Here is a 24,014-nt window from a genome sequence, read left to right as displayed (position 1 = left end):
GCTGTGGAGACCGTTCGTGCTGCAGTTCTGACTGAGGCCCGGACCTGGATTGGGTCCCCATACCGGCACCAAGCAAGCTGCAAAGGAGGAGGCTGCGATTGCCTCGGATTGCTGCGCGGCATTTGGCGGGCGCTTTACGGTCTCGAACCGCAGGATATCCCGAGCTATACGGCGGATTGGGCGGAAACCGGTGGCGCGGAGACGCTGATAGAAGCCGGGCGGACCTGGCTGCAGGAAATCACGCTTGAAGTTGCTCAGCCCGGAGATGTCCTGGTGTTCCGCTGGCGCGATGGCGTTCCGGCAAAACATGTTGGCATTTTGAGTGGCCCGCTCACCGAAAGCCCAATGCTCATCCACGCCTATGAGCGCGTCGGCGTCCTCGAAAGCCCGCTGGTGCCGGCCTGGCACAGGCGCATCGCGGCAGTGTTTTCTTTCCCAAAGGAGGGCATCTAATGGCAACACTCGTGCTTGCCGCGGCCGGAAAGGCCGTCGGCGGTGTCCTTGGTTTAGGCGGCATTGGCGGTGTCATCGGTAAGGCCGCAGGGTCGCTTGCCGGCAATCTCATTGACCAATCCTTGTTTGGCGGCGGGGCATCCAGAAATGTTGAAGGCGCGCGGCTGGCTGATTTCTCTGTTCAGTCGTCGAGTGAAGGCGCGTCCTTGCCGAGAGTCTATGGCCGGGTCCGGTTGGCGGGTCAGCTGATCTGGGCGACCAGTTTTGAGGAAGTCATCACGACGGAAGAACAGGGCGGCAAGGCCGGCGGCAACCGTAGAACGTCCACGGTCACCACCTACAGCTACTTTGCCAATTTCGCTGTCGGCCTGTGCTCCGGAAAGATCGCCCGTATTGGCCGCATCTGGGCCGATGGAAAAGTGCTCGACACCCGGCAGATTGTGATGCGGGTTTACAATGGATCGGAGGATCAAATGCCCGATCCGCTGATCTCGGCGCATCAAACGGCCGCTCCAGCCTATCGGGGGACTGCCTATGTGGTGTTTGAGCGGCTGGCGCTGGAGCAATTTGGCAACCGCCTGCCGCAACTGAGTTTTGAGGTGATCCGGCCCGTGGAGCCGCTGGAAACGCAGGTTCGGGCGATAACCATCATTCCGGGCGCAGGAGAGTTTGCCTATTCGCCGACCGTCGTCTCTGAAGTTCTAGGGCCCGGAGAGCAGCGCTCGATCAACCGCCATGTGGTGGCTGCAGAATCTGACTGGCGTGAAAGCATAGATGAGCTGCAAGCGCTCTGTCCGAACTTGAAACGGGTGGCTCTGGTTGTCTCCTGGTTCGGCGATGATTTGCGTGCGGGCCAGTGCACCGTCCGCCCTAAGGTGGAAGCCAACGGCACGGTCACGGAGGGCGCCACCTGGAGCGTTGCCGGGCTCAACCGGGCAGATGCAGACGAAGTTTCAAGAATTGACGGGCGGCCCGCTTATGGCGGAACGCCCTCTGACGACACGGTGATTGCCGCAATTCAGGACCTGAAAAGCCGCGGACTGGAGGTGCTGCTTTATCCGTTCATCATGATGGATGTTCCGGCCGGCAACGGCTTGCCGGATCCCCATGGCGGGGCGGAACAAGCGCCGTATCCCTGGCGCGGGCGGATCGTGACCAGCGGAACAGTCGGGGCCGATGTTGCAAGCTTTGTTGGCACGGCAACGGCGGCTCATTTCTCTGTTTCCGGCGGCAGCATTTCTTATACAGGTCCGGCTGAGTGGTCCTTCCGCCGCCATATTCTCCATTGTGCCGCGCTCTCCAAGGCGGCGGGCGGAGTGGAGAGCATTTTGGTCGGATCGGAATTGCGCGGGCTGACACGATCTCATGCGGGCGGCGGCAGTTACCCGTTTGCCGACGCTTTGCGGGCGCTCGCAGCAGATGTCCGGGCGCTCGTAGGCAGTGACACGAAAATTTCCTATGCCGCCGATTGGTCCGAGTATGGGGCTCATCAGGTCTCGGGAACCGAATTGCGGTTTCCACTGGATACCGTCTGGTCCTCACCGGACGTCGATTTCATCGGCATCGACAACTACCTGCCGCTCACTGATGTGCGCGACGGCGGCGATCCGGACGGCGGCGTCAATCCTTATGATCTCAAAGACTCGCGCGCAGGTGTTCAAGGCGGTGAGTATTATGACTGGTACTACGCCTCTGAGGCTGACCGCACCTCTGGACACCGCACCGCCATTACAGATGGCGCGCATAACAAACCTTGGGTCTACCGGACCAAGGATCTTTGGGGCTTTTGGCAAAACCTCCATTATGAGCGTGTCGGCGGCACCGAAGTAGCGTCGCCGACAGCTTGGGTGCCTCAATCCAAGCCGATCCGTATGACCGAACTGGGGTTTCCGGCGGTGGACCGGGGCGCCAATCAACCGAATGTCTTTGTGGATCCGAAATCCTCGGAAAGTGCCGTGCCGCATTTTTCCAGGGGCTTTCGGGATGACGTCAGCCAGCGCCGGGCGCTGGAAGCCTCTTTGAGCTGGTGGTCGGACAGCCATCCGGAGGTGGCTGCTGGTGACAATCCGGTGTCCGCCGTTTATGGCGGGCCAATGGTGGATCCGGACGGGATTTACCTTTGGACCTGGGACGCGCGGCCGTTTCCTGCGTTTCCGATGTTTTCAGATGTCTGGGCGGACGGCGGCAATTGGCGGCTTGGCCATTGGCTCTCCGGGCGTCTCGGAGGGATCAGTATTCAAGGGCTCTGCAAAGCAGTGCTGGCCGACTACGGTATTTCTGATGCAGACGTGAAAGTGACCGGGCTTGGGGGAAGTCTCGACGGATACCTCTTGAGCGGTCCGGTAAGCGCTCGCGACGTTCTGGAGCCGGTTCTGACAGCCTTTTCCGGATTGGCGTCCGACCGGCGCACTCATGTGGAGCTCTCGTCCATACCGCCGGAAGCTGTGGTTTCTTTAAACGCCGCGGATCTGGCCGAGCCGGGCGAAGAGGAACCGCTTTTGTCGCGGACACGGGCGCAGGCCAATGAATTGTCTGCCGAAATCCGGCTCGGAGCGGACGATCCGGTGAGTGATTTTCGGCGCCGGATTGCCGCCTCCCGGCGTCTGGAGGGCGGCAGCCAGCAAGTTGAAACGCAGACCCTGCCAGCCAGTTCCATGACCGAGCCTTTGCACATTGCTGCTGACAGACGGCTTTACCGAATCTGGTCGGAGCGCGAGCGGGTGACCTTTGCCGTCGGACCGGACCGGATTGGCCTGGAACCAGGTGATGTTGTTGCGATCAACGGCACGCCTACGACCACATTCGATCCGCCGTTGATGGTGCGGGTGACCGCGATCGAAGACGCCGGGCTGCGCCGGATTGAGGCGGTTCGGGTCGCGGCGGATTTATCGCCTGCAGCAAATGCCAGTGACAAGCCTGGAACAGTTTTTCAAAACAGCGATCTCAGTCCAGCTCATGCTGTCTTTCTGGATTTGCCGAAGCTCATTGAGAGCGACCCGGACGACGCGGTGCGCCTGGCCGCGCGCGCAAAGCCCTGGCCTGGAGTTCTGAGCGTGATGCGCAGTGCCTCTGGCAGCGGATTTGCTCCGGTCATGACACTCGACGCGCCCGCCGTGATGGGCAAATTGACCGCGCCTTTGAGCGCTGGTCCGCTTTGGGTATTCGACCGTGCCAACACAATGACCGTCGAACTTTACGAGGGGCAACTGCAGAGCCGATCAGAAACCGATGTTTTGGCAGGTGCCAATGCACTGGCCGTGCGCTGTCAGAACGGCGGCTGGGAAGTCCTGCAGTTCCAAACCGCTGAACTTACCGGAACAAACACGTACCGTCTGAGCACATTGCTGCGGGCGCAACGCGGTACGGAACCGGAGATGCTGTCGGGCGCAGCCTCCGGCGCGGATGTGGTTTTCTTGTCGGAGGACCGCGTTCCGTTGGTGCCACTGTCAGCGGAGCAGTCGGGGCTTGGCTTAAACTACCGGCTGGTGCCCCAAGGCCGTGCGCTGGATGACCCAGCGGTGGTTGCGCTCTTGCACACCAGCACGCAGCGGGCCGCCAAGCCTCTTGCGCCGGTGCATCTGAAGGCCAGGCGGACCGTAGGTGGTGTTTTGGTCTCCTGGATCCGCCAAACGCGGGAAGGTGGCGTCAGCTGGGAGCAAAGCGAGGTGCCGCTCGGCGAAGATCTGGAAGCTTATGAGGTCGACATTCTGTCACCGGGAGATGCCGTTTTGCGGACAGTGACCAGCGGGACGTCCGAGGTTCTTTATTCCTCGGCAGATGAACTCCTGGATTTCGGCAGTCCGGTGACCAGTTTGAATGTCGCCGTTGCCCAGCTGTCCCGCCGCGTCGGGCGCGGCTTTGAACGAAAGGCCACCTGTCATGTCTGAGACATCCCGTCTGGCGCTGCCGCTGCTGGCTGCTGCCCAAGCCCAGAAGCACGTCACCCACAATGAATCCCTCTTGCGAATGGATGCGCTCAGCCATCCGGCCGTGAAATCGCGCACGCTGACAGCACCGCCGGCGGCAACTGAAGGCGATCTTTATTTGGTCGCCGCTTCTGCAACAGCCGAATGGGCAGGGCGGGATGGCCAAATCGCGGAATGGCGCAATGGCGTTTGGGAGTTTTATGCCCCCTTCGAGGGGCTGTCTGTCCATGTAACCATGGAAGGCATTGGCCTGAAGTATCTATCCGGTGCCTGGCAGGAAATGGATGGAGTCTTTTCTGACACACGCCTTTTGGCGCGCGGCAGTTTTGGTGCCCTGAGCGAACACCGAGTGATTGAAGCAGAACTCACAGCGCTGTCAGGTGCTTATGTGGAAACGGCTGCAATCATCCCGGACCGGGCCATTGTCTATTGTGTGTCGTCCCGGACAACCGTCACCGTGACCGGAGCCACGTCCTACGACTGTGGCTTGGCTGGTGAACAATCCAAATTCGGCGGCTCTCTGGGTGTTTCTGCTGGGAGCAGCAATCTTGGTGTGATCGGCCCGACGGCTTTTTATTCCGATACTGCCGTGCGCCTCACCGCCAATGGCGGCAGTTTTTCAGGCGGCACCGTGCGATTGGCTGTCCATTGTTTTGTGCCGGTTGCGCCCTCGGCTTAGGCCGCGGCGTGCACAATCACAGTTGCAGCTTCATCGCGTCTTTATGTCCAACCGCACAGTCCGGGAGGGGGCTTTTATGAAGGTCAGTGATCAGGGGCTTGCCTTTTTAGCAGCGCACGAGGGGTTTGTGTCCCGCGGATATCTCGATCCCGCCGGGATCGTCACGATCGGATATGGGTTTACCATGCGCAGCCGGATTTTCTCCGGCTGGTGGCGCAAACGCCACGGCAAACGTCTGGCTGTAGGGGACCGCCTGTCCCGCGAACATGCCAACAAACTGCTTCTGACCCTGCTGGATCAGGAATACGCACCGCCTGTGCGCAAAACCCTGCCGAAGCTGACCCAGGAGCAATTCGATGCCTGTGTGTCGGTGGTTTATAATCTCGGGTCCCGGGCGCTGTCCTGGCGCTGGGCCCTTAAACTAAAAGACGGCCGCACCGGTGAGGCAGCCCGCCTCTTGAGCCAGACGGGAACCACTGCAGGCGGGCGCCGGTTAAAAGGTCTCGTCAAACGCCGGGCCGCTGAAGCCAGATTGTTGGAGCACGGCGATTATGGCCTGGCAGCAGTTGCGTCTGCGCCCGCTCCTGGCAGTGATATCATAGACCTGCAACGCGCCTTGAAAGCCCTCGGCTGCGATCCCGGCCCGATCGACGGCTATTTTGGCCCATTGACCAAGGCGGCAGTGCGCGCCTTTCAAAAGGCCAATCCTCCCCTGGTGGTGGACGGTATTCCCGGCCCGGCAACCCGCGCCGCGTTAGAGCGGACCAGCGCGCTGCGCAACGGCACCGGCCTTGTTGGCGTGTTGACCCTCCTGACCGGCGGCGGCCTGTTGCTGGAGAAGGTGCCGGGCCCGCTCACACTGCTGCTTCTCGCCGGTGTGGCGGCAACCGGTGCCGGAGCCCTTTGGCTTTGGACCCAACGCGGGGCACTCCTTCTGGAATTAAAACACCGGCTCGGCCGGTTTTGAACTTCGTTTCTTTGATCAAATTTCCCACCTTCTACAGCGGTCATCCCCGGCGCAGCGCAGCGTAGACCGGGGATCCACTCGTTTGCAGAGCCTACCTTCAAACGCGCATAACCTGCGGCAAGTGGGATCGCGAGTAGATCCCCACACACTTCAGCTTCCTGGGGCGGGGATGACCGTGTGGAAGAGATCCAACCAACAAAATCTTACTAAGAACTCACTGGCTGGGTGCCGCGACATCTCCGCCTCGGGAGATGTGAAAGCTGGGGCGCACCTTTTCGTGCCGCAGCTATACCGTCAAGAAATCCCATCTCTTCCCCAATAGACCCTGGAGGTCCCTATGCGTGGCTGGAAAACGCTTGTCCTGAATGGCGCTGTTGGTGCGGCTGTCGTGCTTCTTGAGATGCTGACATTTTTGGGGGCGGCCGATTGGAATGCAATCATGCCGCCGGAACGGGCGGCGCTGGTGATGCTGGGGATTGGACTGGCCAATATTGTGCTGCGCCACATCACGTCCGGCCCGGCCGGCTGGCGTAAGGGTAGCGGCAGGTGATCGGCTGGCTTCTGCAAATTCTCAGTTCCGGAATTTTGGGCCGTTTGCTGCAGCATCTGGAAAACGGACGGCTGCGCAAATTGAAAACCGCCGGATCGAGGCAGATCTTGCGGCGGAGGAAATCCGGGCCGAAATCACCGCGCGCCAGCAGGCCCGCACGGTGTTGATCGCAGAAACCGGCCATTTCTTGTCCGCTGGCCGGTTGGGGCGGCTGGTTTTTGTTCTGCCGCTTGGCCTTTGGTGGGCGGCGGTTTGCTTTGATAGCGTGTTTCACTTTGGCTGGCAGATTGCCGAAGTTCCAGTGTTGCGCGACTGGGGCGGGGCGATTGTGACCAGCCTCTTCCTGGTCGATGGCGCAAAGAGCCTTGCGCGCGGATTGTCGGCACGAAAATGATCAAGGGTTGGAAATCGAAAGCCTTGATCGAAACAAAACAGAATATTCCTGAAACCTCCTGACAGGAAGCTGTCAGGAGGGGGCTGCTAGTGTCCCTCCTGTTAACGCAATTCAGGAGTTACCCATGACCTTCAAGCCCGACAATTTCAATGTCTGGATGGAAATCCCCGTTTCTGATCTGGACAAGGCGATCGAGTTCTACAACAACGTTTTTAAGACCGAACTCAATCTCATCACCGATATGGGCCCCAACCACATTGCCATGTTCCCATGCAACTGTGAAAACGGAATTGCCGGACATCTCTATCCCGGCAAACCTGCGCCAAAGGGCACTGGCCCAACCATCCATCTTGCCTGCCCGGATACTTTGGAAGAAACCATGGAGCGCTTTGCCAAGGCCGGCGGTGAGGTTTTGTCCGATCCGATCCCGATTCCAGCCGGCCGCTTTGCTTATGGCGAAGATTTGGACGGCAATTCCATCGGCATGTTTGCCGTCAACGCGTAAGGTGCTTTTGCCATGAGGCGCGCCGACCGCTTGTTTCAGATTGTTCAGTATCTGCGTGGCGGCCGCCTCGTCAGGGCCCGCCAGCTGTCTGAATGGCTGGAAGTCTCTGAACGGACCATCTACCGGGATATCGCCGATCTGCAGGCCTCTGGTGTGCCCATCGAGGGCGCGGCCGGGGTCGGTTATATTCTGCGCGATGGCTATGATCTGCCGCCGCTCATGTTCACCCGGGACGAAATCGTTGCCCTTCTTGCCGGCGCCCGGCTCATCCGGGCGTGGGGCGGGGCGGCGATGGCCCGGGCTGCAGAAGAGGCGATGATCAAGATCGATGCCGTGATCCCGGAAAAAATGCGGGTGCGGCAGAACGAGGTGGAGATCCACGCCTTTGCCCCGGAAATGACCGAAGAGGTCCGGGCGCTGATCGATTTTCTGGAAGTGGCCTCCGACAAGCGCAAATGCCTGTCGGTCACTTACATCGATGCCAAGGAGCGGTCATCAGAACGCGTGCTTCGGCCGCTCGGCTTGTGGTTCTGGGGCAAGGTGTGGACCCTGGTCGCCTGGTGCGAACTTCGGAAGGATTTCCGCATGTTCCGGCTCGACCGGATGACGGATGTGAAGGAAACCGGCGACAAGTTCCGCCCGGAACCGGGCACCACGCTCAAGGATTTTTACCGGCAAATGGAAGAGGAACACGGCAAGCCGGAGTATTGAGGCCTGTACACGGCCCGGTGGTTAGAAACTGCCGGCAGGAATGTTCATCGGCGTGACAATTTGGATATCGCTCTCCATTTGTGTCGGTGCTTCTACGATCCCATGATGGGCAAGGCACACCCGAAAGGCCGCCCGCATGTCGTTTTTGAGATCATGGTAGAGCACAGCCGACAACTTCCCTTGCTTCAACAGGTCGAGATTGTCTTCGTCGAGATCGTGGGCAATGAACACTGCCGGTGAGATACCTGCATCGTCCAGCGCGGTGAGGATCGCGCGGTTGCCACCCCCCATGGAATAGACACCATCAACTGGTTGGCCGGGCCGGATCTTGCCGGCGACCTCCCGGCCGGTGGCCGGATTATGGCCCCCGCCGCCGCTCGCGTCGATAAGAGAGAGGCCGGGGCGTAAGGCAAGCAAACTGGAGCGGTATCCGGAGTACCGGTCTTCTTCGCCTTGAAAACTGTGCTGGCTCAAGGTGGTAAGGACGGTGCGGGCCTCAAGTGGAAGCCATTGATGCATCAAATAGGCCGCTGTTTCTCCAGCCCTTTTGTTGTTGAGCCCAGCATAAGCAAACCGCTTGGATCCCGGATTGTCGGTGAAGATGGTTACGACAGGAATGCCCTTGTCTGCCAATTTGGAGATTGCTGACCGGGTCAATTCTGTGTCGCGGGCCTTGAGGCAAACACCTTGGCTGCCCCGTTTGCTGATCCTGTCCAGTTCCAGAGCGCAGTCTTCTGGTGTCATCGTCTCAAACAGCCTGAACCGTGGCCGGATTGCGAGTGGCCTGAATTCACCCAGGATGGCCTCGCAAGCACGTAGAACTTCGCGATTAAATCGGTTGGGTGCCTCTACCAAAACATCGATAAACACCCGCCGTCCCCGGGCTGCCAGCTGACTTTCCTGCCGGCCAAGCTCCTCAATCGCATCCTGTACCCGGCGGCGGGTCTGTGGACTGACATGGGTACGATTGTTCAGGACACGGTCCACGGTTGCCGTACTGAGGCCGGATTGAAGAGCGATTTCTTTGACTGGGAAGCGATGTGTCATTTGATGGATTCTTGATGGTTTTTGAGCCCGCTTGCAAGAGCTGTCTCTGGTACGGTCGATGAAAGATCAGATCAGGGAGGGCATCATGGATCTTCAAGCCGGGCCAAGTGATTATTTTGATGATACCAGCTGTGACTTGGACGCGTTTAAGGCGCTGACACAGCGCAGACTTGCAGCGGCAGACGTTTTGTATGCGGACCGCATTGTGGCGAATATCCCGATCTACAGGGTGGCCAATTTGCAATCTATGCTCTCCGATCCCAACAAACGCCGGAGTTTGATGGCCGAATGGGCCCGCGTTTTCAAAGACCTGTCTGGCGTTCTGGTTCTCGAAGGTACGTTTGCCGATACCTCACCGGTCGACCGGGCAACAGATGTCTACAATCAGATTATTGCCGAAGAAAAAGCACGCGGCGGCGGTGCGGATCACTTTGCAGCTGCTGGCTCAAATGACCGGATTTGGAACTCGCTACAAAAACTGTGTCTGGCGGCTCCGGATGTCTTTGCAGATTATTTTGCAAACCCGGCGCTTGATACGGTTTGTGAAGCCTGGCTTGGCCCGAATTATCAAATGACCGCCCAGGTCAATCTGGTCCGGCCGGGCGGGGCTGCGCAGCAAGCCCACCGGGATTATCACCTTGGGTTTCAGACAGCGGAGGATTGCGCGCGCTATCCGGCGCATGTCCACGACCTTTCGCCGGTCATGACGCTGCAGGGAGCGGTGGCGCACACCGACATGCCGGTCGAGAGTGGGCCGACGAAACTTCTGCCGTTTTCGCAGCTTTACAGGCCTGGATACGCCGCCTACAGGCTGCAGGCCTTTGCAGACTATTTTGAAGATACTTGTGTTCAACTGCCTTTGTCCAAAGGCGATGCGTTGTTCTTCAATCCGGCTCTGTTTCACGCTGCCGGGGCAAACTCCAGTCAGAACATTCAGCGGATGGCGAACCTCTTGCAGGTTTCGTCCGCTTTCGGCCGCGCCATGGAGTCCTTGGATCGCTTGGCAATGTGCCGGGCGCTTTATCCTGTATTGCTTGAAAGAATGATGGCAGGCGGCATGGATAGGAAGTTGCTGGAAGCAGCCGTGTCCGCCTGCGCGGAAGGCTACTCCTTCCCCACTAATTTGGATCGCGATCCGCCGGTAGGAGGTCTGGCCCCGGAAACACAGAAGCAGTTGATGCAGCGCGCTTTGAGGGAAAAATGGACCAGTGAAGCATTTGGAACCGCGCTCTTGGAACAAGCGGACCGCCGTCAACCGTGAGTGGCTCAACGCTAATTCTTAATCGGCAGCGGCAAGTCCGTTGCCGATGATTTCCCGGATCAGCTTGCGTTTCATCGCGTCCGCGTAGTCATCGAAAGTGCTGGCAATCTCAACAAAGGCTCCGGGGCCCTTGATGACTTCACGATAATAATAGTCCACGGGGATCGTATCCGGGCTGCCAATTACCAGGCCATTGACGGTCACATTTTCAAAGTCGAAAGCTTTGTAAGCACTATCCGGGCCAAAACCGTCGTTGTTGATACCGTCGCCTGCAACATCGATGACTTTCCGATGGCAATGGGTTGGCGCCCGCTGCATGAGAACTGCTGCATGTCCCAGTGCGTAACCAAGCGCTGTCGGAAACTCCGTATACCCGCGTGGGGCCTGGCGGATGATGGATGCCGCGGTGCGGGCGCTGTCCGTATTATCCAGTAAACGCCAGCCCAATTGCTCCACCTGTTGATACCGCCCGCTCCATTCAAAGCTTGTCAGATAGATCCCGCCAACGGCTTCGATTGCGTTGATTACATCCGGATCTTGAACCGCATCCGCCAAGCCGTTGATCTGCAAGTGATATTCTCGTGCATCGACACTAGCAGAGCTGTCCATCGCCAGAACCAGAGCCAGAGAACAGGCATGGCCGGTGGTAGACGAGCCTAGGATGGCCAATCCGCCGATCATCGTTTTCCAGCCGGATGCGAGACCTTTCCGGTGCCCGGATCGGAGATACTTCGAAAGAAACCTCTGGAGTTTTGCCTCTGCCATTTTTGCAGCCTAGCAACAAATGAGCGGAGGTGAAGACATTTTTCCGTTCGCTTGTGCTTCCCAAATGAGGGCTGGTCAGTTCAGTTTGCGTCTTTGGCACCGCTTTTCAGATCGCCGGACTTTCCCGTGACATAATCCAACCAGCTGGTGATCCGGTTGAGAGCCAGTGGATCAATGGTGGTTTTGATCGTCAAATACTCAGAAACCTTGCCGGTCTTTGTCGGCTGAAAGAGGTGGTTGAGACCCGATAAAATGTCGACTTCGGAAACCGGGTGAGTCAAGAAACTTCGCATCTTATCTGCGTTGGCGTTCGCGGCCACCTGAAGGTCTTTTCCGCCAAAGAGCGCCAGAACCGGAACTTCCAGTTCCTTGAAGGTTTCGGCTGGTTGATAATGCGCATATTCCAGCGCCCAGGGCGTGGCCCAAACTGAAAGATTTTCCTGAATATCTTTCTTCTTGGCGCCATATTGCTTCAAGCTCTCCGTCAGTTTGACCCGTACCTCCTTCGGGCTGGTTGCCGTTTTCAGGAGTTCGGTCAACGCTCTCACCAGGCGTTCTTCCCGGTCCGCATCCGCCTGTGTGCCGCCTTCGGCCAGCGTGATATCGACCGTCTGGGCCAGCATCACATCCGGTACAAGTGGAAGCGCCGGGCCGGCGAGGTATATCTGGAAGGCTGATCGGCTCACTTCATGGGCTCTCGGCGCGAGATATCCGCCTTCTGAATGCCCGAGATATCCGGTGGTTGTGGGTAAGATCCTAGGATGGGACTTCAGGTAAGTCATGGCAGCAGCGGCGTCAGCCGCCAGATCGGTCGGTGTCGCTGCTGAATGATCTCCGGTGCTCTTTCCAACACCGCGATCGTCGTACCGCAGAACACCATAACCCGCGTTCGTCAGATGATCGGACAGCACCAGAAAGGGTTTGTGGCCGACAATTTCTTCGTTTTTGTTTTGCGGACCAGAACCGGTGATCAGAACGAGCCCCGGAACTTTTCCATCCCCCTTGGGAAGTGTCAGTTCTCCGTCAAGCACCACGCCTTTCTCGCCGCCCGGAATGCGGACATGTTCAACCACGTAATCTCGTGTTTGAGGTGTTTGTGGCCGGTCCAAAACACCAAACACTGCCAGATATCCTGACAGGGTGGCAAAGAGCGCATCAAGTCTCATGTGACCTCTATGGTTTTGAGGGGAATGAAGGATTGAGTATCAGTACCGCCAAATGCGCCTCAACATCCGCGTACATCGATATTCAACCTTATATGAATGAACGTTCGTTCGTCATATGTGAATTGAGTTGATGATTGCAAGTGAGAGCGGAACCTGAAAAGACAATGAAAGGGCTGGCTGGGGATCTTGCCGCTTGGATTAAAGCGTGTCGTGTCTAATTGGCAACAGAAAGCACTGTTCTTGACGTTGAAATCGGTGATTTCAAGAAGGGAACGGCGTTTCTGTCCAAGGACGATTTGCGCAAGTGTACTGAAGGTGGATGCGTGGCTGATAAACGGGAAAAACCGGTCAAACGGTCCGAGCAACTAAAAGAACGCCGGTTGAAGATTGTTGAAGCGGCCGCGAAGCTCTTTATTGAGAAAGGGTTCCATCAGGCCGGCATGCGCGACATTGCCGGCGAGGCGGGAATTAGTCTCGGCAACCTCTATAATCATTTCAAAGGAAAATATGAGATTATTGCGGCCATAAGCGAGCTGGAGGCCGATGGTTTGACACCTCTTCTCGAAAAGCTATTGCAAGCAGAGCCAGGAGACTTTGGGGCCCTCAAGGAGTTTGCAAAAGCGTATTATGAATTGAACGCTGAACCGGCTTACGCTGCCTTGGCTGCCGAAATCACAGCAGAAGTGTTCCGAAACCCGTCAATCGCGAATGATTTTCTGGGAACCAGACACCGTGTGATTTCTGCGGTTGAACGGCATTTGCCGGCAGACTTGCCCCATCCATCAGTGACCGCAGGATTGATCGTGGATCTGATTGAAGGTGCAGGTGTGAATGCAATTGGCCAAAAAAAGGCCCAGCAAACTCTGTTGTATTCAACAATGCTGGAGTTCTTGGGCCGGGCAGTCGGGCCGGATCGGAACCGCTAAATAGCGAATTGGAATAGAATTCCTGGTGGCCGTCTGGCATGTGGTTCAGCTTGCGTTCAGGAACAATTGATTACACCTTTCCAAATCAAATGCCGCCGTCTGAAGGATTCGTTCTGTGAAAGTGTTGATTGCCGCCATTGTCCTGTTTCTGGCCGCCATAGGCGCTGCGAGCGCCAATTGCCTGTCGCAGGCCGAGGCGCGTGCTGTGGTGGCCAGCGGTCAGGCGAAATCGCTTGGCTCGGTTGCCGGGCAGGCAGGTGGTGAGATCATCAAAGCCCAATTGTGCCGCCAGGGTGGAGGGTATGTCTATGTTTTGTCGGTCCTGAAGAACGGGAAGGTGACCAACGTCACAGTCAATGCCAGCCGCTAACGGCAAACAGAAAATCGTTTTCCATCCCGCCCTCATGTCAGTTGAAATCATAGAAAAATGCGCCTGCTTATTGTTGAAGACGACAAGGACCTGAACCGCCAGCTTGTCACCGCATTGGAAGAAGCCGGATATGTGGTCGATAGCGCCTTTGATGGCGAAGAGGGGCATTTCCTTGGCGATACCGAGCCCTATGACGCCGTCGTGCTCGATCTGGGTTTGCCGACCCTTGATGGCTTGTCGGTCCTGGAGAAATGGCGCCGCGACGGACGCACAATGCCGGTTTTGATCCTGACCGCGCGCGACCGCTGGTCTGACAAGGTGGCCGGCATCGACGCAGGAGCAGATGATTATGTCGCCAAACCCTTTCACATGGAGGAGGTTCTAGCCCGGGTGAGGGCGCTTGTCCGCCGGGCGGCCGGTCATGCTTCCAATGAATTGACGTGTGGCAGTGTGCGGCTGGACTTGCGTGCCGGGCGGGTTACGGTCGATGGCGCACCGATCAAATTGACATCTCATGAATACCGGCTCTTGTCGTATTTGCTGCACCACCAGGGCAAAGTAATCTCGCGCACCGAACTGACCGAACATCTTTATGATCAGGACTTTGATCGCGATTCCAACACGGTCGAAGTGTTCGTCGGCCGGCTGCGCAAGAAAATCGGCGCAGACATGATCGAGACCATCCGCGGCCTTGGGTATCGCCTGGGGGATGCAAGTGACGACTGACCCGTCTGAACGGGAGAAGCGAAGCCAGCCCAAACCGCAGCGGTCGCTGGCCGGGCGTTTGGTTTTGGTCGCGGCCGTGTGGTCAACCGTGGCTTTGGCTGTTGCCGGTGTATTTCTTGTCAGCCTCTACCAGCGCGCTAGCGAACGCGCCTTTGATGCCCAGCTTGAAATCCACATCAAAGCCTTGATTTCTGAAATGCTGGAAAGCGGCGAAGACGTGACGGTGCGGTCCGTGCCCTCTGTCCGTCAGCCAAGTTACCAAGGAGATCCGCGATTTTCCTTGCCTCTATCTGGCTGGTACTGGACGGTCCGGCGTGCGGACAGCCCGGACATCCTCTATGCTTCGGAATCCCTTGTTGGCGATCCCTTGCCAGTGCCGGAGATCGGGGCGGGCGAGAAGATTGCCGGCTTTGTTGCTGGGCCGACCGGTGACGAGATCCGGGTCATGCAGCAGCGGATTTCCGTTGGCGATACGCCCTATGTCATTGCAGTTGGAGCTGCCACCGCAGGATTTTGGGCAGACATCAACGAATTTGCCAGGCTTGTTGCTCTGACGCTGTGCATCGTCGGGCTTGGATTGATCCTGGCGATATTTCTGCAGGTCCGTGTTGGATTGAAACCTTTGGTTCGGTTGCGGGCCTCCTTGAGCGCTGTCCGCCAGGGTGAGGCAGACCGGATTGACGAGGAACTGCCGCGTGAGATTGCCCCGCTTGCTGTGGAATTGAATTCACTGATCGGCTCCAACCGCGAGATCGTTGAACGTGCCCGCACACATGTCGGCAATCTGGCCCACGGACTGAAAACCCCATTGTCAGTGATTTCCAATGAAGCTCGGGCGACTGACGGGCCTTTGGCAGACAAGGTTACCGAACAAGCCGGGATCATGTCGGACCAGATTCAGCATCACCTGGAGCGGGCCCGCATGGCGGCACAGCGCCGGGTCATTGGCGTATCTTGTGATGCACGGCCGGTTCTGGAGCGATTGGTGCGCGCCATGACCAAGATCTACCGCGAACGTGACATCCGTATGGAGTGTCCTCAGGATGTGGATTTGCGATTTCGGGGGGAAAGCCAGGACCTTGAGGAAATGAGCGGAAACCTGATCGACAATGCCTGCAAATGGGCGCAATCATCGGTTCAGGTCACCGCAGGGCCAATTCCTGGTGCGGTAAGCGGCCGGGAGATGTTTGAAGTCCTGGTGGAAGATGATGGTCCTGGCTTGACCAAGGAAGGGCGGGCCGAAGCGGTCAAACGCGGCCGCCGCTTGGACGAAACCGTGCCGGGGACTGGCTTGGGGCTGTCGATTGTGGCTGATCTTGCCGCCCTTTACGGCGGTCGCCTGGAGCTCGACAGGTCAGACCTTGGCGGCCTGAAAGCGCGGCTGGTTTTGCCCTTGCTGGGGGACAGTTAGGTGGTTGAAAACAAGGCCCCTGTGGATGGGGAGGATGATTTTAATCAGTCCATGATTATATGTGATGCAAATCACAGGCTGTGATTCTCATTTGTGGCCAAGTTCGGCCACAAAGTCACGTTACGACTGATTCACCTGCCGGGGTCCTCGGACCGCAAAGCCGTTCTGGAGTGCAGCCGCATGAAGTTGCGCAATACCATTTGTCTGATGACCGCCGTCCTTTTGGGTGGATGTTCCATTGCTTCCGGGGCAAATGGCGTCGGAGGCTGGGGATCGTCGTTTGGCGATCCTCGAGCGAGCGTTGCTGGGTCGGAAGCTAACAAAGCAATTTCTGTTTTTGTAAATAATGAACTTGGAGAAGCGCTGGAACCGTCCGATAAAAAGGCAGCGGAAAAAGCGCAGGACCGGGCTTTGAAGGCACGGGGCGTTGGGGTTTCTGTCGCCTGGCAAAACGAACGGACTGGCCGGAGCGGCAAAGTCCGGCCAGGGCCGGTTTATTCTGTTAACGAAACCCGGTGCCGGGAATTCACGCATGAAATGGTTTTGCAAGGCCGGGTCCTGCAAGCGCGCGGTACGGCGTGTGAAGTCAAACAAGGCAGTTGGAAGGTCATCGGCTAATAACCGCGAATTTCGAAGCGTCTAATCTGTATTATGCCGTCCAGATGCAAAAGAGCAGTGCTCTCGAGCAGTCAGATGATGGATATCAATCCGTTAATTCCACCGTTTTTCTACATACTTGTTTAAGGATCGGCATTTACCATGCCGCAAGAAACCTTGCGCGCAGAATGACGTGAATGACTCAACCGGACCAGATTGAAACCAAAATCAGGACCTATCTGAGCAGCCTCAGCCCGAGAGCGATTGAGGCGCTGGTGCGTAATCTTGAGCGCGCCAAGATTCAGAACAACAGTGATCCGCACATCGAATTGGTTCTGGCGTCTGCGTTGGAAATCCTGCGCAAGCCGCTTCCAAAAGGTTTGGACATCGAAGCCGGAGAAATCCGGCGCGGTCAGATTCAGCGCATGTTCTTTTCGCCCTTGGATGCGTTTCTGATCGACGAGTTTTTGCCGATCCGCCAGGAAGGCCGGATCAACCGGGACATGCTCGACAAGGTCTGGAAATGGCTCGGCCGTGATGTCATGTCGATGGACGTTCAGCTGGTGCTGGAACAAGCCAGCAATGCAGCGGTGAGCGGTGAACGTGTCGACACCTTGGTTCAGGCTTTGCGCACCCGGTCTGTGGATGCGATCGGCGAAGCCTTGCGGCGCGGCGAGATCGAGGAAAAGGAACATCGCCGCATGGGCATTGAGCTTGGCGGCGAACGCGGTATTTCCGAATTGCGCGACATTCAAAAGGTTTTCTCTTCAGAACGTTGGCTTATGCCGTTCCTGCAGGCCATTCCAGAACGGATCAATGAGCGGCGGCTGAAACAAGATCACGACGTCCTGCGCATGGTGGACAAATGTACGGCCCGTTTCCCGGATCATGTTCCGGTTCTGGCGGCTGCCTTGGTCGACCGGGCGGATACACCGTCGGCGCTGTGTTCTTTTGCTGGCCGTTTGGCAGGTGATGATGATCCGAAGGCAATTGCCAGTTCTCAATTCGCTCCGTTTGTCGACGTGGTCATGAGTGAAGCGGAGCGTCTGAACATCCTGGCGATCGACCATCGCAACAACAATCCGGATCCAGTTGCTTTCTCCAACGCTCTGTCGGATTACAACACGCTCGTCAAAGGCATTGAGCGGGATATGGACCTATCGGTCACCGGGAAATGGCACCGGCGCTTGGCAGATACCAAGCGGAGCATCTCAGATGTGGTCACGCGGGAGTTGAACAATGCGCACAGCGCTGTTCGCCGGGCCTTGCAGGTGCCGAAGGTCGGCCAGGACGGAAAGCTGAACGTCAATCAATCAGCGATAGATGATGCAGTCCGGGCGTTGCGTGTGGTGACCATGGTGCGCAGCGGATCAGAGACGTTTGCCGTCAACGATGTCAGCAAGCGCACGCGTCAGGCGGTCGAACAGACCCTGGAGATTGTTACTCGGTCTCTGATTACCGACCTTGGAAAGTCGAACAGTCAGCAATTGGAGGCCCATCAAGCCGCCGCCGATGTGGCAATCATGTTGTCGGAGATTTACTTCGGCGCGGATTACGCCGCTCAATTACGCCGCAGCCGTCATGCCGCCCTCGCCAAAGCCAAGACCCGGGCGAGCGATGAGTTGGCCAAGTCAACTCCAGAACGGCGGTTGATCAACAAAGCGCTCAGGCGGGCTTAGGCCGTTCGGACGGCCAGGACCCAATTCGTGAACCAGCGAGCGGCATGAGGGAGCTCATTTTCGCGTTTTGAGGCTTGGACCTGTATCGCTACATCCCAGTACATATCCACTTGGATGATGCACCAGCATCACCAATACTGGTCGTCCTTGACCTTGAACAATGCGGTGCCGGAGAAATATATCTCTAATGCGTCCACACGGCCTGAGAAACGGGCCTTAAGAAAGCAACAGAGCAGCAAGCGTGAAAAGAAATAAACAAGGGATTATCCCGCGACCGCCGGTCACAGAGTGGGCTGCTTGCATTTCGACACATTCAGTTGTCTATATGCGCCCATGATTTTTTGGATCCTCATATCTGTCCTGACAGCGCTGGCCGCATTGTCTGTTCTTGTTCCGCTGACCAGATCGCGGGCCACAGCCACTGAAGCCAACGCCAATGCGGACGAAGCTGTTTACCGGGAGCAGCTTGCTGCGATTGACCGGGAACTTGCACAAGGCTTGATAGACCCGGAAGCGGCTGAAGCAGCGCGCACAGAAACAGCCCGGCGGCTCCTATCTGTCCACGACCGGTCGGAAGCGGGCTCGCATCAAACGGTTTCCAAACTGCGAACCCGGTCCGTCCAGCTTGCTGCATTGATCGCATTGCCGGCCGCAGCGCTTGGTCTCTATCTCGCCATCGGCTCGCCGGAACTTGAAGACCAGCCTTTGGCTGCCCGTTTCGATCAGCCGGCAGAAGAACAGCCGGTTGAGGTGCTGGTTGCCAGGGTGGAACGGCACCTGGCAGACGATCCAGAAGACGGTCAAGGCTGGGCTGTGATCGCGCCGGTTTATATGAGGCTTGGCCAACCGCAACGATCAGCGCAGGCCTACGCCAATGCGATTCGTCTGCTTGGTCCACGTGCCGACTGGCTGACAGATTTGGGTGAAGCTCTGACCGTTGCGAATGAGGGCGTGGTTACCGACCGGGCAAGATCAGCCTTCGAACACGCAGTTGAATTGGAGCCGCGCGCTGTCAAACCGCATTTCTTTCTTGCAATAGCGCTCGGTCAGGAAGGCCGCAATGATGCGGCAATTTCAGCTTGGGAAACACTTCTGGAGGGCGCCGATCCTCAAGCAGCCTGGGTGGCTGTTGCCCGGCGGGAGCTTGCCAATTTGACAGGTAAAACTCCGGCATTGATGCCAGCGCTGCGCGGGCCGAGCGAGGAAGAAGTGGCCGCAGCCAGCGAAATGAGCGCCGGCGATCGCCAAATCATGATCAAGAGTATGGTTCACGGTCTTGCCGCCCGCATTGATGCCAATGGCGGAACGGTTGCCGAATGGGAACAGCTCATGAGGTCCTATGTGGTCCTCGACGATCGGGTCAAAGCAAATGAAACTCTCCAGCGTGCGGAAAAAGTTTTTGCTGAAAAGCCCGCCGACTTGGCACGGATCAAGGACGCGGCCATAGACCTAGGACTAACTGGCTCCTAATCCGAGCTTTCCCGTCCTGAGGGGGAGGACGGAAAACGCAAGACGTTAATATAGGACGGAACACAAAATGACACGCAAGCAACGGCGGTTGACCTTGATTGGATCCGCAGGCGCGGTTTTGGCCGTGGCGCTTGGCTTGATCCTATTTGCCCTCAACGATCAGATCGTCTTTTTCCAAAGCCCGACAGACATCGCTAGCAAGGACATTCCTTCTGGCCAGCGCATCCGCTTGGGCGGATTGGTCGAGGAAGGGTCTGTTGAGCGGTCCGACAATGCGGAAGTGAAGTTCCGGGTCACCGACACTGCCAATGCAGTCTCAGTGACCTATAAAGGTATTCTGCCAGACCTGTTCCGCGAGGGACAAGGTGTGGTTACGGAAGGTGTTTTGGGCGCTGATGGCACGTTTGTGGCCGATAGTGTTTTGGCAAAACACGATGAAAACTATATGCCGAAAGAAGTGGCAGAGGCCTTGAAAGATCAAGGCCATTGGCAAGGCGAAGAGGGCGCTGCCAATTAAAGCTGAATAGGTCTGGCGCAGTAGGAGCTTGCGGCAGTTGAACCGAGGGACGGGACGCGAGACACCATGATTGTCGAAATCGGACATTACGCGCTTGTATTGTCATTTGCGCTAACGCTCATTCTGTCGGTTGTGCCCTTGTGGGGCGCGCTGACAGGCGACGACCGGCTGATGGCGGTTGCAGCACCAACTTCGATCGCGATTTTCGGATTTGTGCTTCTGTCCTTCATAGCTCTGACAGCGGCCTATTTGGTATCAGATTTTTCGGTCGCCAATGTTTGGGAAAACTCCCACTCCGCCAAACCACTCCTTTATAAATTCACGGGTGTTTGGGGCAACCACGAAGGTTCCATGCTTCTGTGGGTGTTGATCCTGGTGTTTTTTGGTGCCTTGGTTGGTGTTTTCGGAGCGAACCTGCCGAAGGATCTAAAGGCGACAGCACTCGCGGTCCAAGGTTGGATCAGCGCTGGTTTCCTGTTGTTTCTTCTCGCGACCTCGAACCCGTTTGCCCGTATTCCCAATCCGCCGATTGAGGGCAATGACCTCAATCCGATCCTTCAGGACATCGGCTTGGCGATACATCCGCCGCTGCTTTATGTCGGTTATGTCGGCTTCTCCATTACCTTTTCTTTTGCGGTCGCGGCGCTCATTCTGGGGCGGACGGATGCAGCTTGGGCCCGCTGGGTGCGGCCCTGGGCTTTGATCGCCTGGAGTTTCCTGACCCTTGGTATCGCCATGGGCTCTTACTGGGCTTACTACGAGCTCGGCTGGGGTGGCTGGTGGTTCTGGGATCCGGTGGAAAACGCCTCCTTCATGCCGTGGCTGGCTGGTACTGCCTTGCTGCATTCGGCGATCGTTATGGAAAAGCGCGAGGCGTTGAAGGTCTGGACCGTTCTTCTGGCGATTTTCACCTTCTCCCTATCGCTGCTTGGCACCTTCCTGGTTCGCTCCGGTGTTTTGACCTCCGTTCATGCCTTTGCCACTGATCCGGCTCGTGGCGTCTTCATCCTGGCCTTGTTGATGCTCTTTATCGGCGGATCGCTGACATTGTTCGCCTGGCGGGCCCCAATGCTGAAACAAGGCGGCCTGTTCGCGCCGATCAGCCGGGAAGGCGGGCTTGTGCTCAACAACCTATTCCTGACGGCAGCAACGGCGGCGGTTCTGGTCGGCACGCTTTATCCGCTGGTGTTGGATGCGATCACCGGTGAAATGATTTCCGTCGGTGCGCCATTCTTCAACCTGACTTTCGGTCCGTTGATGATCCCACTGCTGATCGCTGTGCCCTTTGGGCCGGTGCTTTCCTGGAAACGCGGTGATTTGCTTGCTGCTTGCCAACGGCTCTATGCGGCCATGGGCCTGGCTTTGCTGATGACGCTGTTCACTTTCTGGCTCTGGGGCATGGAAAAGGTTCTGGCACCGCTCGGTGTGGGACTGGCTGTTTGGGTCATGACCGGGGCGATTGCCGAAATTCTCACAAGAGTGAAATTCTTTGAAATCGGCCCGAAACGCGGATTTTCCCGGCTGGTTGGCTTGCCCGGTTCCGCTTGGGGAACGGCGACTGCCCACTTCGGCATCGGGGTAACAGTGCTCGGCATTGTGACAGCCTCAGCCTTTCAGGAAGAGCGTATCGAAACCATGCGCCCTGGCGATCAGGTCGACCTTGCCGGGTATGAAGTGACCTTTGATGGCGCGGCGCCGCGCCAAGGGCCAAACTTTACCGAGGAAGTTGGCCACTTCACCATCCGTCAGGGTGGAGCTCTGGTCACCGATCTCGAACCGTCGAAACGGGTTTATACCGCGCGTCAGATGCCGACCACAGAAGCGGCAATTCATACTGTTGGATTTTCCCAGCTCTATCTGTCGCTTGGCGAAAGCCGCGGCGATGGCGCCGTGGACGTTCGGGTTTATTTCAAACCTCTGATTACGTTGATCTGGATCGGCAGTGTGATCATGGCGATTGGCGCAGTGTTCTCCGTAGCCGACCGGCGTTTGCGGGTCGGGGCGCCAAAACCTGCGGCCAAAAAGAAGATCCCCTCCGGCGTTCCGGCAGAGTAAGGCGGGTACATGACACGTTTTCTTGCAATCCTGTCATTGTTGGTTTCGCTCTTCGCAGCGCCGGTTCTGGCTGTGACACCCGATGAGGTGCTCAAAGATCCGGCGCTTGAAGCCCGGGCGAGGGCCCTGTCGGCCGAATTGCGCTGCATGGTCTGTCAGAACCAATCGATCGACGACAGCGACGCCCCGCTGGCCAAGGATCTGCGGGTCTTGGTGCGCGAACGGTTGGTGGCCGGTGACAGTGACAGCCAGGTGATCAACTATCTCGTCGACCGCTATGGCGAATTTGTGCTTCTAAAGCCGCGCTTTGCCTGGCACACGCTGGTGCTATGGGCGGCAGGCCCGCTGGCGCTGATTGCCGGGCTGGCGGCCGTTGTGATTGCGCTGCGCAGGCGATCTGGAACACGGCTTGATGCGGCCGCACCAACCGGCGGGAAATTGTCGGCAGAGGAAGAAAAACGCCTAAGCGAATTGCTCAAGTCCGACGAGCAAAACTAACAGGCATTTTGATCAAACAAGTCACGCCGCAGACACCAAGGCGTGACTTGCACTCAGAACTTCCATCCTTACCTCTGGCGGGAACCAAGCTGGAGGGTTTTCAGATGACGCAGCAGCCGCAAAAACTCGAATTTGATGGATCGCTCGGAGCAAAACTTGCAGCGCGGCTAGATCTGCCCGCTGGTCCCATTCGAGCCTTTGCGCTCTTTGCTCATTGTTTTACATGCTCTAAGGACATTGCGGCCGCCCGCCACATTGCCAGCGCCTTGAGTGCGGAAGGTATTGCGGTTCTGCGCTTTGATTTCACCGGACTTGGCGGCAGTGGCGGTGACTTTTCTTCGACCGGCTTTTCCTCAAATCTAGAAGATTTAAAGCTGGCAGCGGATTTCCTGCGTCAAAACTATGAAGCGCCTCAGCTACTCATCGGCCATTCGTTGGGTGGGGCGGCTGTATTGTCTGTTGCCGGTGCTATCCCAGAGGCTCGCGCAGTGGTCACCATTGGAGCACCGTCCGACGCTGTCCATGTCACCCATAACTTCGGATCTGCAGTCGAGGACATTCGAGAAAGTGGCGCTGTTGAAGTCAGTCTTGCCGGACGGCCATTCACCATCCGCCGGGAGTTCCTGGAGGATCTGGAGCAGCAATCAGTCCTTGATCACGCGTCAAAACTTGGAAAAGCGCTTCTGGTGATGCATGCACCGCTGGATGAAACGGTGGGGGTCGGCAATGCCACCGATATTTTCGTAGCGGCCAAACACCCAAAGAGTTTTGTTTCGCTCGACAAGGCCGATCACCTGCTGTCGCGGGCCAGCGACGCGGCCTATGCGGCTAAGGTGATTGCAGGCTGGGCAAGCGGCTATCTGGATCCGATGGCGGAGCCGGAAGCGAGTGCAGATGGGGATGGCGTCGAAGTAATCGAGACAGGGCAGGGGAAATTCCAGACGATGGTTGCCAGCGGTCCGCATCGGCTGCTGGCGGATGAGCCGGTTGGTGTCGGCGGGTTGGACAGCGGGCCGTCCCCTTACGGGTATTTGTCAGCCGCACTAGGCGCCTGTACCGTGATGACCCTGCGCATGTACGCCGACCGGAAGGGCTTGGATGTTGACCGGATCGGCACCAAGGTGCTGCACGGCAAGGTGCATGCGGCGGACTGTGAAGATTGTTCCGATGAGGTGAAAGCCAAAGGTGGGCGGATCGACCGATTTGAACGCCTGATCACACTTGAGGGCGACTTGGACGCGGCAACAAGGGTCAGAATGCTTGAAATTGCGGACAAATGCCCGGTCCACCGGACATTGGAAGCCGGCGCAGCTGTTGTCACCCGGGAAGTGGAGACCTGAT

23 protein-coding genes are annotated in these 24,014 nt (G+C 57.6%); 20 read left to right on the top strand and 3 right to left on the bottom strand.

Annotation, left to right across the window (positions count from 1 at the left end):
• The first annotated feature begins 3 nt into the window (after positions 1–3).
• From FJ695_RS22545 to FJ695_RS22510, 8 genes are all read left to right on the top strand, one after another.
• A complete protein-coding gene (locus FJ695_RS22545; RefSeq protein WP_371708798.1) occupies positions 4–453 on the top strand; it encodes an NlpC/P60 family protein in 450 nt (149 codons plus the stop codon).
• Positions 453–4,340: a glycoside hydrolase/phage tail family protein gene (locus FJ695_RS22540; RefSeq protein WP_141187532.1), complete on the top strand. Its 3,888-nt coding sequence runs from the start codon at positions 453–455 to the stop codon at positions 4,338–4,340. Before FJ695_RS22545 ends, FJ695_RS22540 begins: the two co-directional genes overlap by 1 nt.
• Entirely contained in the window at positions 4,333–5,058 is a 726-nt protein-coding gene (locus FJ695_RS22535; protein ID WP_141187531.1) for a DUF2793 domain-containing protein, read from the top strand. The genes FJ695_RS22540 and FJ695_RS22535 overlap by 8 nt, the downstream gene beginning before the upstream one ends.
• Before the next feature lie 76 nt (positions 5,059–5,134).
• Positions 5,135–6,025 (top strand): glycoside hydrolase family protein, encoded by an 891-nt coding sequence (locus FJ695_RS22530; protein WP_141187530.1) that lies wholly within the window; start codon positions 5,135–5,137, stop codon positions 6,023–6,025.
• 337 nt (positions 6,026–6,362) lie between these two features.
• A complete protein-coding gene (locus tag FJ695_RS22525; protein ID WP_141187529.1) occupies positions 6,363–6,575 on the top strand; it encodes a hypothetical protein in 213 nt (70 codons plus the stop codon).
• Positions 6,502–6,969 carry a hypothetical protein gene (locus tag FJ695_RS28085; RefSeq protein ID WP_168206460.1) on the top strand — a complete coding sequence of 156 codons (468 nt, stop codon included), beginning with the start codon at positions 6,502–6,504 and terminating at the stop codon, positions 6,967–6,969. Before FJ695_RS22525 ends, FJ695_RS28085 begins: the two co-directional genes overlap by 74 nt.
• Positions 6,970–7,093: 124 nt before the next feature.
• Complete coding sequence (locus tag FJ695_RS22515; RefSeq protein ID WP_141187527.1) at positions 7,094–7,474, top strand: VOC family protein; 381 nt, start codon at positions 7,094–7,096, stop codon at positions 7,472–7,474.
• A gap of 12 nt (positions 7,475–7,486) precedes the next feature.
• Entirely contained in the window at positions 7,487–8,185 is a 699-nt protein-coding gene (locus tag FJ695_RS22510) for a YafY family protein (protein WP_141187526.1), read from the top strand.
• A 21-nt stretch (positions 8,186–8,206) separates the two neighbouring features.
• On the opposite strand, the gene FJ695_RS22505 is transcribed toward FJ695_RS22510, so the two are convergent.
• Positions 8,207–9,232: a LacI family DNA-binding transcriptional regulator gene (locus FJ695_RS22505; RefSeq protein ID WP_141187525.1), complete on the bottom strand. Its 1,026-nt coding sequence runs from the start codon at positions 9,230–9,232 to the stop codon at positions 8,207–8,209.
• An 85-nt stretch (positions 9,233–9,317) separates the two neighbouring features.
• On the opposite strand from FJ695_RS22505, the gene FJ695_RS22500 reads away from it, so the two are divergent.
• Positions 9,318–10,493 (top strand): phytanoyl-CoA dioxygenase family protein, encoded by a 1,176-nt coding sequence (locus FJ695_RS22500; protein WP_141187524.1) that lies wholly within the window; start codon positions 9,318–9,320, stop codon positions 10,491–10,493.
• A gap of 18 nt (positions 10,494–10,511) precedes the next feature.
• Here FJ695_RS22500 and FJ695_RS22495 read toward each other — a convergent pair whose 3' ends face one another.
• The gene (locus tag FJ695_RS22495) at positions 10,512–11,258 is read right to left on the bottom strand and encodes a DUF1194 domain-containing protein (protein WP_141187523.1); all 747 of its coding nucleotides are present in this window, start codon (positions 11,256–11,258) and stop codon (positions 10,512–10,514) included.
• An 80-nt stretch (positions 11,259–11,338) separates the two neighbouring features.
• On the bottom strand, positions 11,339–12,424 hold the full coding sequence (locus FJ695_RS22490) for an alpha/beta fold hydrolase (protein WP_141187522.1): 1,086 nt from the start codon (positions 12,422–12,424) through the stop codon (positions 11,339–11,341).
• 323 nt (positions 12,425–12,747) lie between these two features.
• Between FJ695_RS22490 and FJ695_RS22485 the strand changes: the two genes are divergently transcribed.
• The 11 genes from FJ695_RS22485 to FJ695_RS22435 all read left to right on the top strand — a co-directional run bounded on the left by FJ695_RS22485 (position 12,748) and on the right by FJ695_RS22435 (position 24,013).
• The gene (locus tag FJ695_RS22485; protein WP_168206459.1) at positions 12,748–13,350 is read left to right on the top strand and encodes a TetR/AcrR family transcriptional regulator; all 603 of its coding nucleotides are present in this window, start codon (positions 12,748–12,750) and stop codon (positions 13,348–13,350) included.
• Between the two features lie 115 nt (positions 13,351–13,465).
• The gene (locus FJ695_RS22480; RefSeq protein ID WP_209010782.1) at positions 13,466–13,720 is read left to right on the top strand and encodes a PepSY domain-containing protein; all 255 of its coding nucleotides are present in this window, start codon (positions 13,466–13,468) and stop codon (positions 13,718–13,720) included.
• Between the two features lie 57 nt (positions 13,721–13,777).
• Positions 13,778–14,446: a response regulator transcription factor gene (locus FJ695_RS22475; protein WP_141187520.1), complete on the top strand. Its 669-nt coding sequence runs from the start codon at positions 13,778–13,780 to the stop codon at positions 14,444–14,446.
• Entirely contained in the window at positions 14,436–15,857 is a 1,422-nt protein-coding gene (locus tag FJ695_RS22470) for an ATP-binding protein (RefSeq protein WP_247653711.1), read from the top strand. The genes FJ695_RS22475 and FJ695_RS22470 overlap by 11 nt, the downstream gene beginning before the upstream one ends.
• A 180-nt stretch (positions 15,858–16,037) precedes the next feature.
• Complete coding sequence (locus FJ695_RS22465; RefSeq protein WP_141187518.1) at positions 16,038–16,475, top strand: RT0821/Lpp0805 family surface protein; 438 nt, start codon at positions 16,038–16,040, stop codon at positions 16,473–16,475.
• A 176-nt stretch (positions 16,476–16,651) separates the two neighbouring features.
• On the top strand, positions 16,652–18,133 hold the full coding sequence (locus FJ695_RS22460) for a hypothetical protein (RefSeq protein ID WP_141187517.1): 1,482 nt from the start codon (positions 16,652–16,654) through the stop codon (positions 18,131–18,133).
• Positions 18,134–18,466: 333 nt separating this feature from the next.
• The gene (gene ccmI, locus FJ695_RS22455) at positions 18,467–19,603 is read left to right on the top strand and encodes a c-type cytochrome biogenesis protein CcmI (RefSeq protein WP_141187516.1); all 1,137 of its coding nucleotides are present in this window, start codon (positions 18,467–18,469) and stop codon (positions 19,601–19,603) included.
• A gap of 67 nt (positions 19,604–19,670) precedes the next feature.
• Positions 19,671–20,120, top strand: coding sequence for a cytochrome c maturation protein CcmE (ccmE, locus tag FJ695_RS22450; RefSeq protein WP_141187515.1), 450 nt, complete (start codon positions 19,671–19,673; stop codon positions 20,118–20,120).
• Between the two features lie 66 nt (positions 20,121–20,186).
• Complete coding sequence (locus FJ695_RS22445; protein ID WP_141187514.1) at positions 20,187–22,175, top strand: heme lyase CcmF/NrfE family subunit; 1,989 nt, start codon at positions 20,187–20,189, stop codon at positions 22,173–22,175.
• Positions 22,176–22,184: 9 nt separating this feature from the next.
• Complete coding sequence (locus FJ695_RS22440; RefSeq protein ID WP_141187513.1) at positions 22,185–22,673, top strand: cytochrome c-type biogenesis protein; 489 nt, start codon at positions 22,185–22,187, stop codon at positions 22,671–22,673.
• A 104-nt stretch (positions 22,674–22,777) separates the two neighbouring features.
• Positions 22,778–24,013: a bifunctional alpha/beta hydrolase/OsmC family protein gene (locus tag FJ695_RS22435; protein ID WP_141187512.1), complete on the top strand. Its 1,236-nt coding sequence runs from the start codon at positions 22,778–22,780 to the stop codon at positions 24,011–24,013.
• The last annotated feature ends 1 nt before the right edge of the window (position 24,014 follow it).

Origin of the sequence: Labrenzia sp. PHM005, from assembly GCF_006517275.1 — a bacterium.
Classification (GTDB): domain Bacteria; phylum Pseudomonadota; class Alphaproteobacteria; order Rhizobiales; family Stappiaceae; genus Roseibium.
The sequence above is the reverse complement of the archived record's forward strand: the minus strand, read 5'-3'. Positions and strand labels throughout refer to the sequence as shown.

What these genes read in the sequence shown, in the direction of transcription:
- FJ695_RS22540 (WP_141187532.1), top strand. Translation starts at nt 453, where the DNA reads ATGGCAACACTCGTGCTTGCCGCGGCCGGAAAGGCCGTCGGCGGTGTC.
- FJ695_RS22535 (WP_141187531.1), top strand. Translation starts at nt 4,333, where the DNA reads ATGTCTGAGACATCCCGTCTGGCGCTGCCGCTGCTGGCTGCTGCCCAA.
- FJ695_RS22530 (WP_141187530.1), top strand. Translation starts at nt 5,135, where the DNA reads ATGAAGGTCAGTGATCAGGGGCTTGCCTTTTTAGCAGCGCACGAGGGG.
- FJ695_RS22525 (WP_141187529.1), top strand. Translation starts at nt 6,363, where the DNA reads ATGCGTGGCTGGAAAACGCTTGTCCTGAATGGCGCTGTTGGTGCGGCT.
- FJ695_RS22515 (WP_141187527.1), top strand. Translation starts at nt 7,094, where the DNA reads ATGACCTTCAAGCCCGACAATTTCAATGTCTGGATGGAAATCCCCGTT.
- FJ695_RS22510 (WP_141187526.1), top strand. Translation starts at nt 7,487, where the DNA reads ATGAGGCGCGCCGACCGCTTGTTTCAGATTGTTCAGTATCTGCGTGGC.
- FJ695_RS22505 (WP_141187525.1), bottom strand. Translation starts at nt 9,232, where the DNA reads ATGACACATCGCTTCCCAGTCAAAGAAATCGCTCTTCAATCCGGCCTC.
- FJ695_RS22500 (WP_141187524.1), top strand. Translation starts at nt 9,318, where the DNA reads ATGGATCTTCAAGCCGGGCCAAGTGATTATTTTGATGATACCAGCTGT.
- FJ695_RS22495 (WP_141187523.1), bottom strand. Translation starts at nt 11,258, where the DNA reads ATGGCAGAGGCAAAACTCCAGAGGTTTCTTTCGAAGTATCTCCGATCC.
- FJ695_RS22490 (WP_141187522.1), bottom strand. Translation starts at nt 12,424, where the DNA reads ATGAGACTTGATGCGCTCTTTGCCACCCTGTCAGGATATCTGGCAGTG.
- FJ695_RS22475 (WP_141187520.1), top strand. Translation starts at nt 13,778, where the DNA reads ATGCGCCTGCTTATTGTTGAAGACGACAAGGACCTGAACCGCCAGCTT.
- FJ695_RS22465 (WP_141187518.1), top strand. Translation starts at nt 16,038, where the DNA reads ATGAAGTTGCGCAATACCATTTGTCTGATGACCGCCGTCCTTTTGGGT.
- FJ695_RS22460 (WP_141187517.1), top strand. Translation starts at nt 16,652, where the DNA reads ATGACTCAACCGGACCAGATTGAAACCAAAATCAGGACCTATCTGAGC.
- ccmI (WP_141187516.1), top strand. Translation starts at nt 18,467, where the DNA reads ATGATTTTTTGGATCCTCATATCTGTCCTGACAGCGCTGGCCGCATTG.
- ccmE (WP_141187515.1), top strand. Translation starts at nt 19,671, where the DNA reads ATGACACGCAAGCAACGGCGGTTGACCTTGATTGGATCCGCAGGCGCG.
- FJ695_RS22445 (WP_141187514.1), top strand. Translation starts at nt 20,187, where the DNA reads ATGATTGTCGAAATCGGACATTACGCGCTTGTATTGTCATTTGCGCTA.
- FJ695_RS22440 (WP_141187513.1), top strand. Translation starts at nt 22,185, where the DNA reads ATGACACGTTTTCTTGCAATCCTGTCATTGTTGGTTTCGCTCTTCGCA.
- FJ695_RS22435 (WP_141187512.1), top strand. Translation starts at nt 22,778, where the DNA reads ATGACGCAGCAGCCGCAAAAACTCGAATTTGATGGATCGCTCGGAGCA.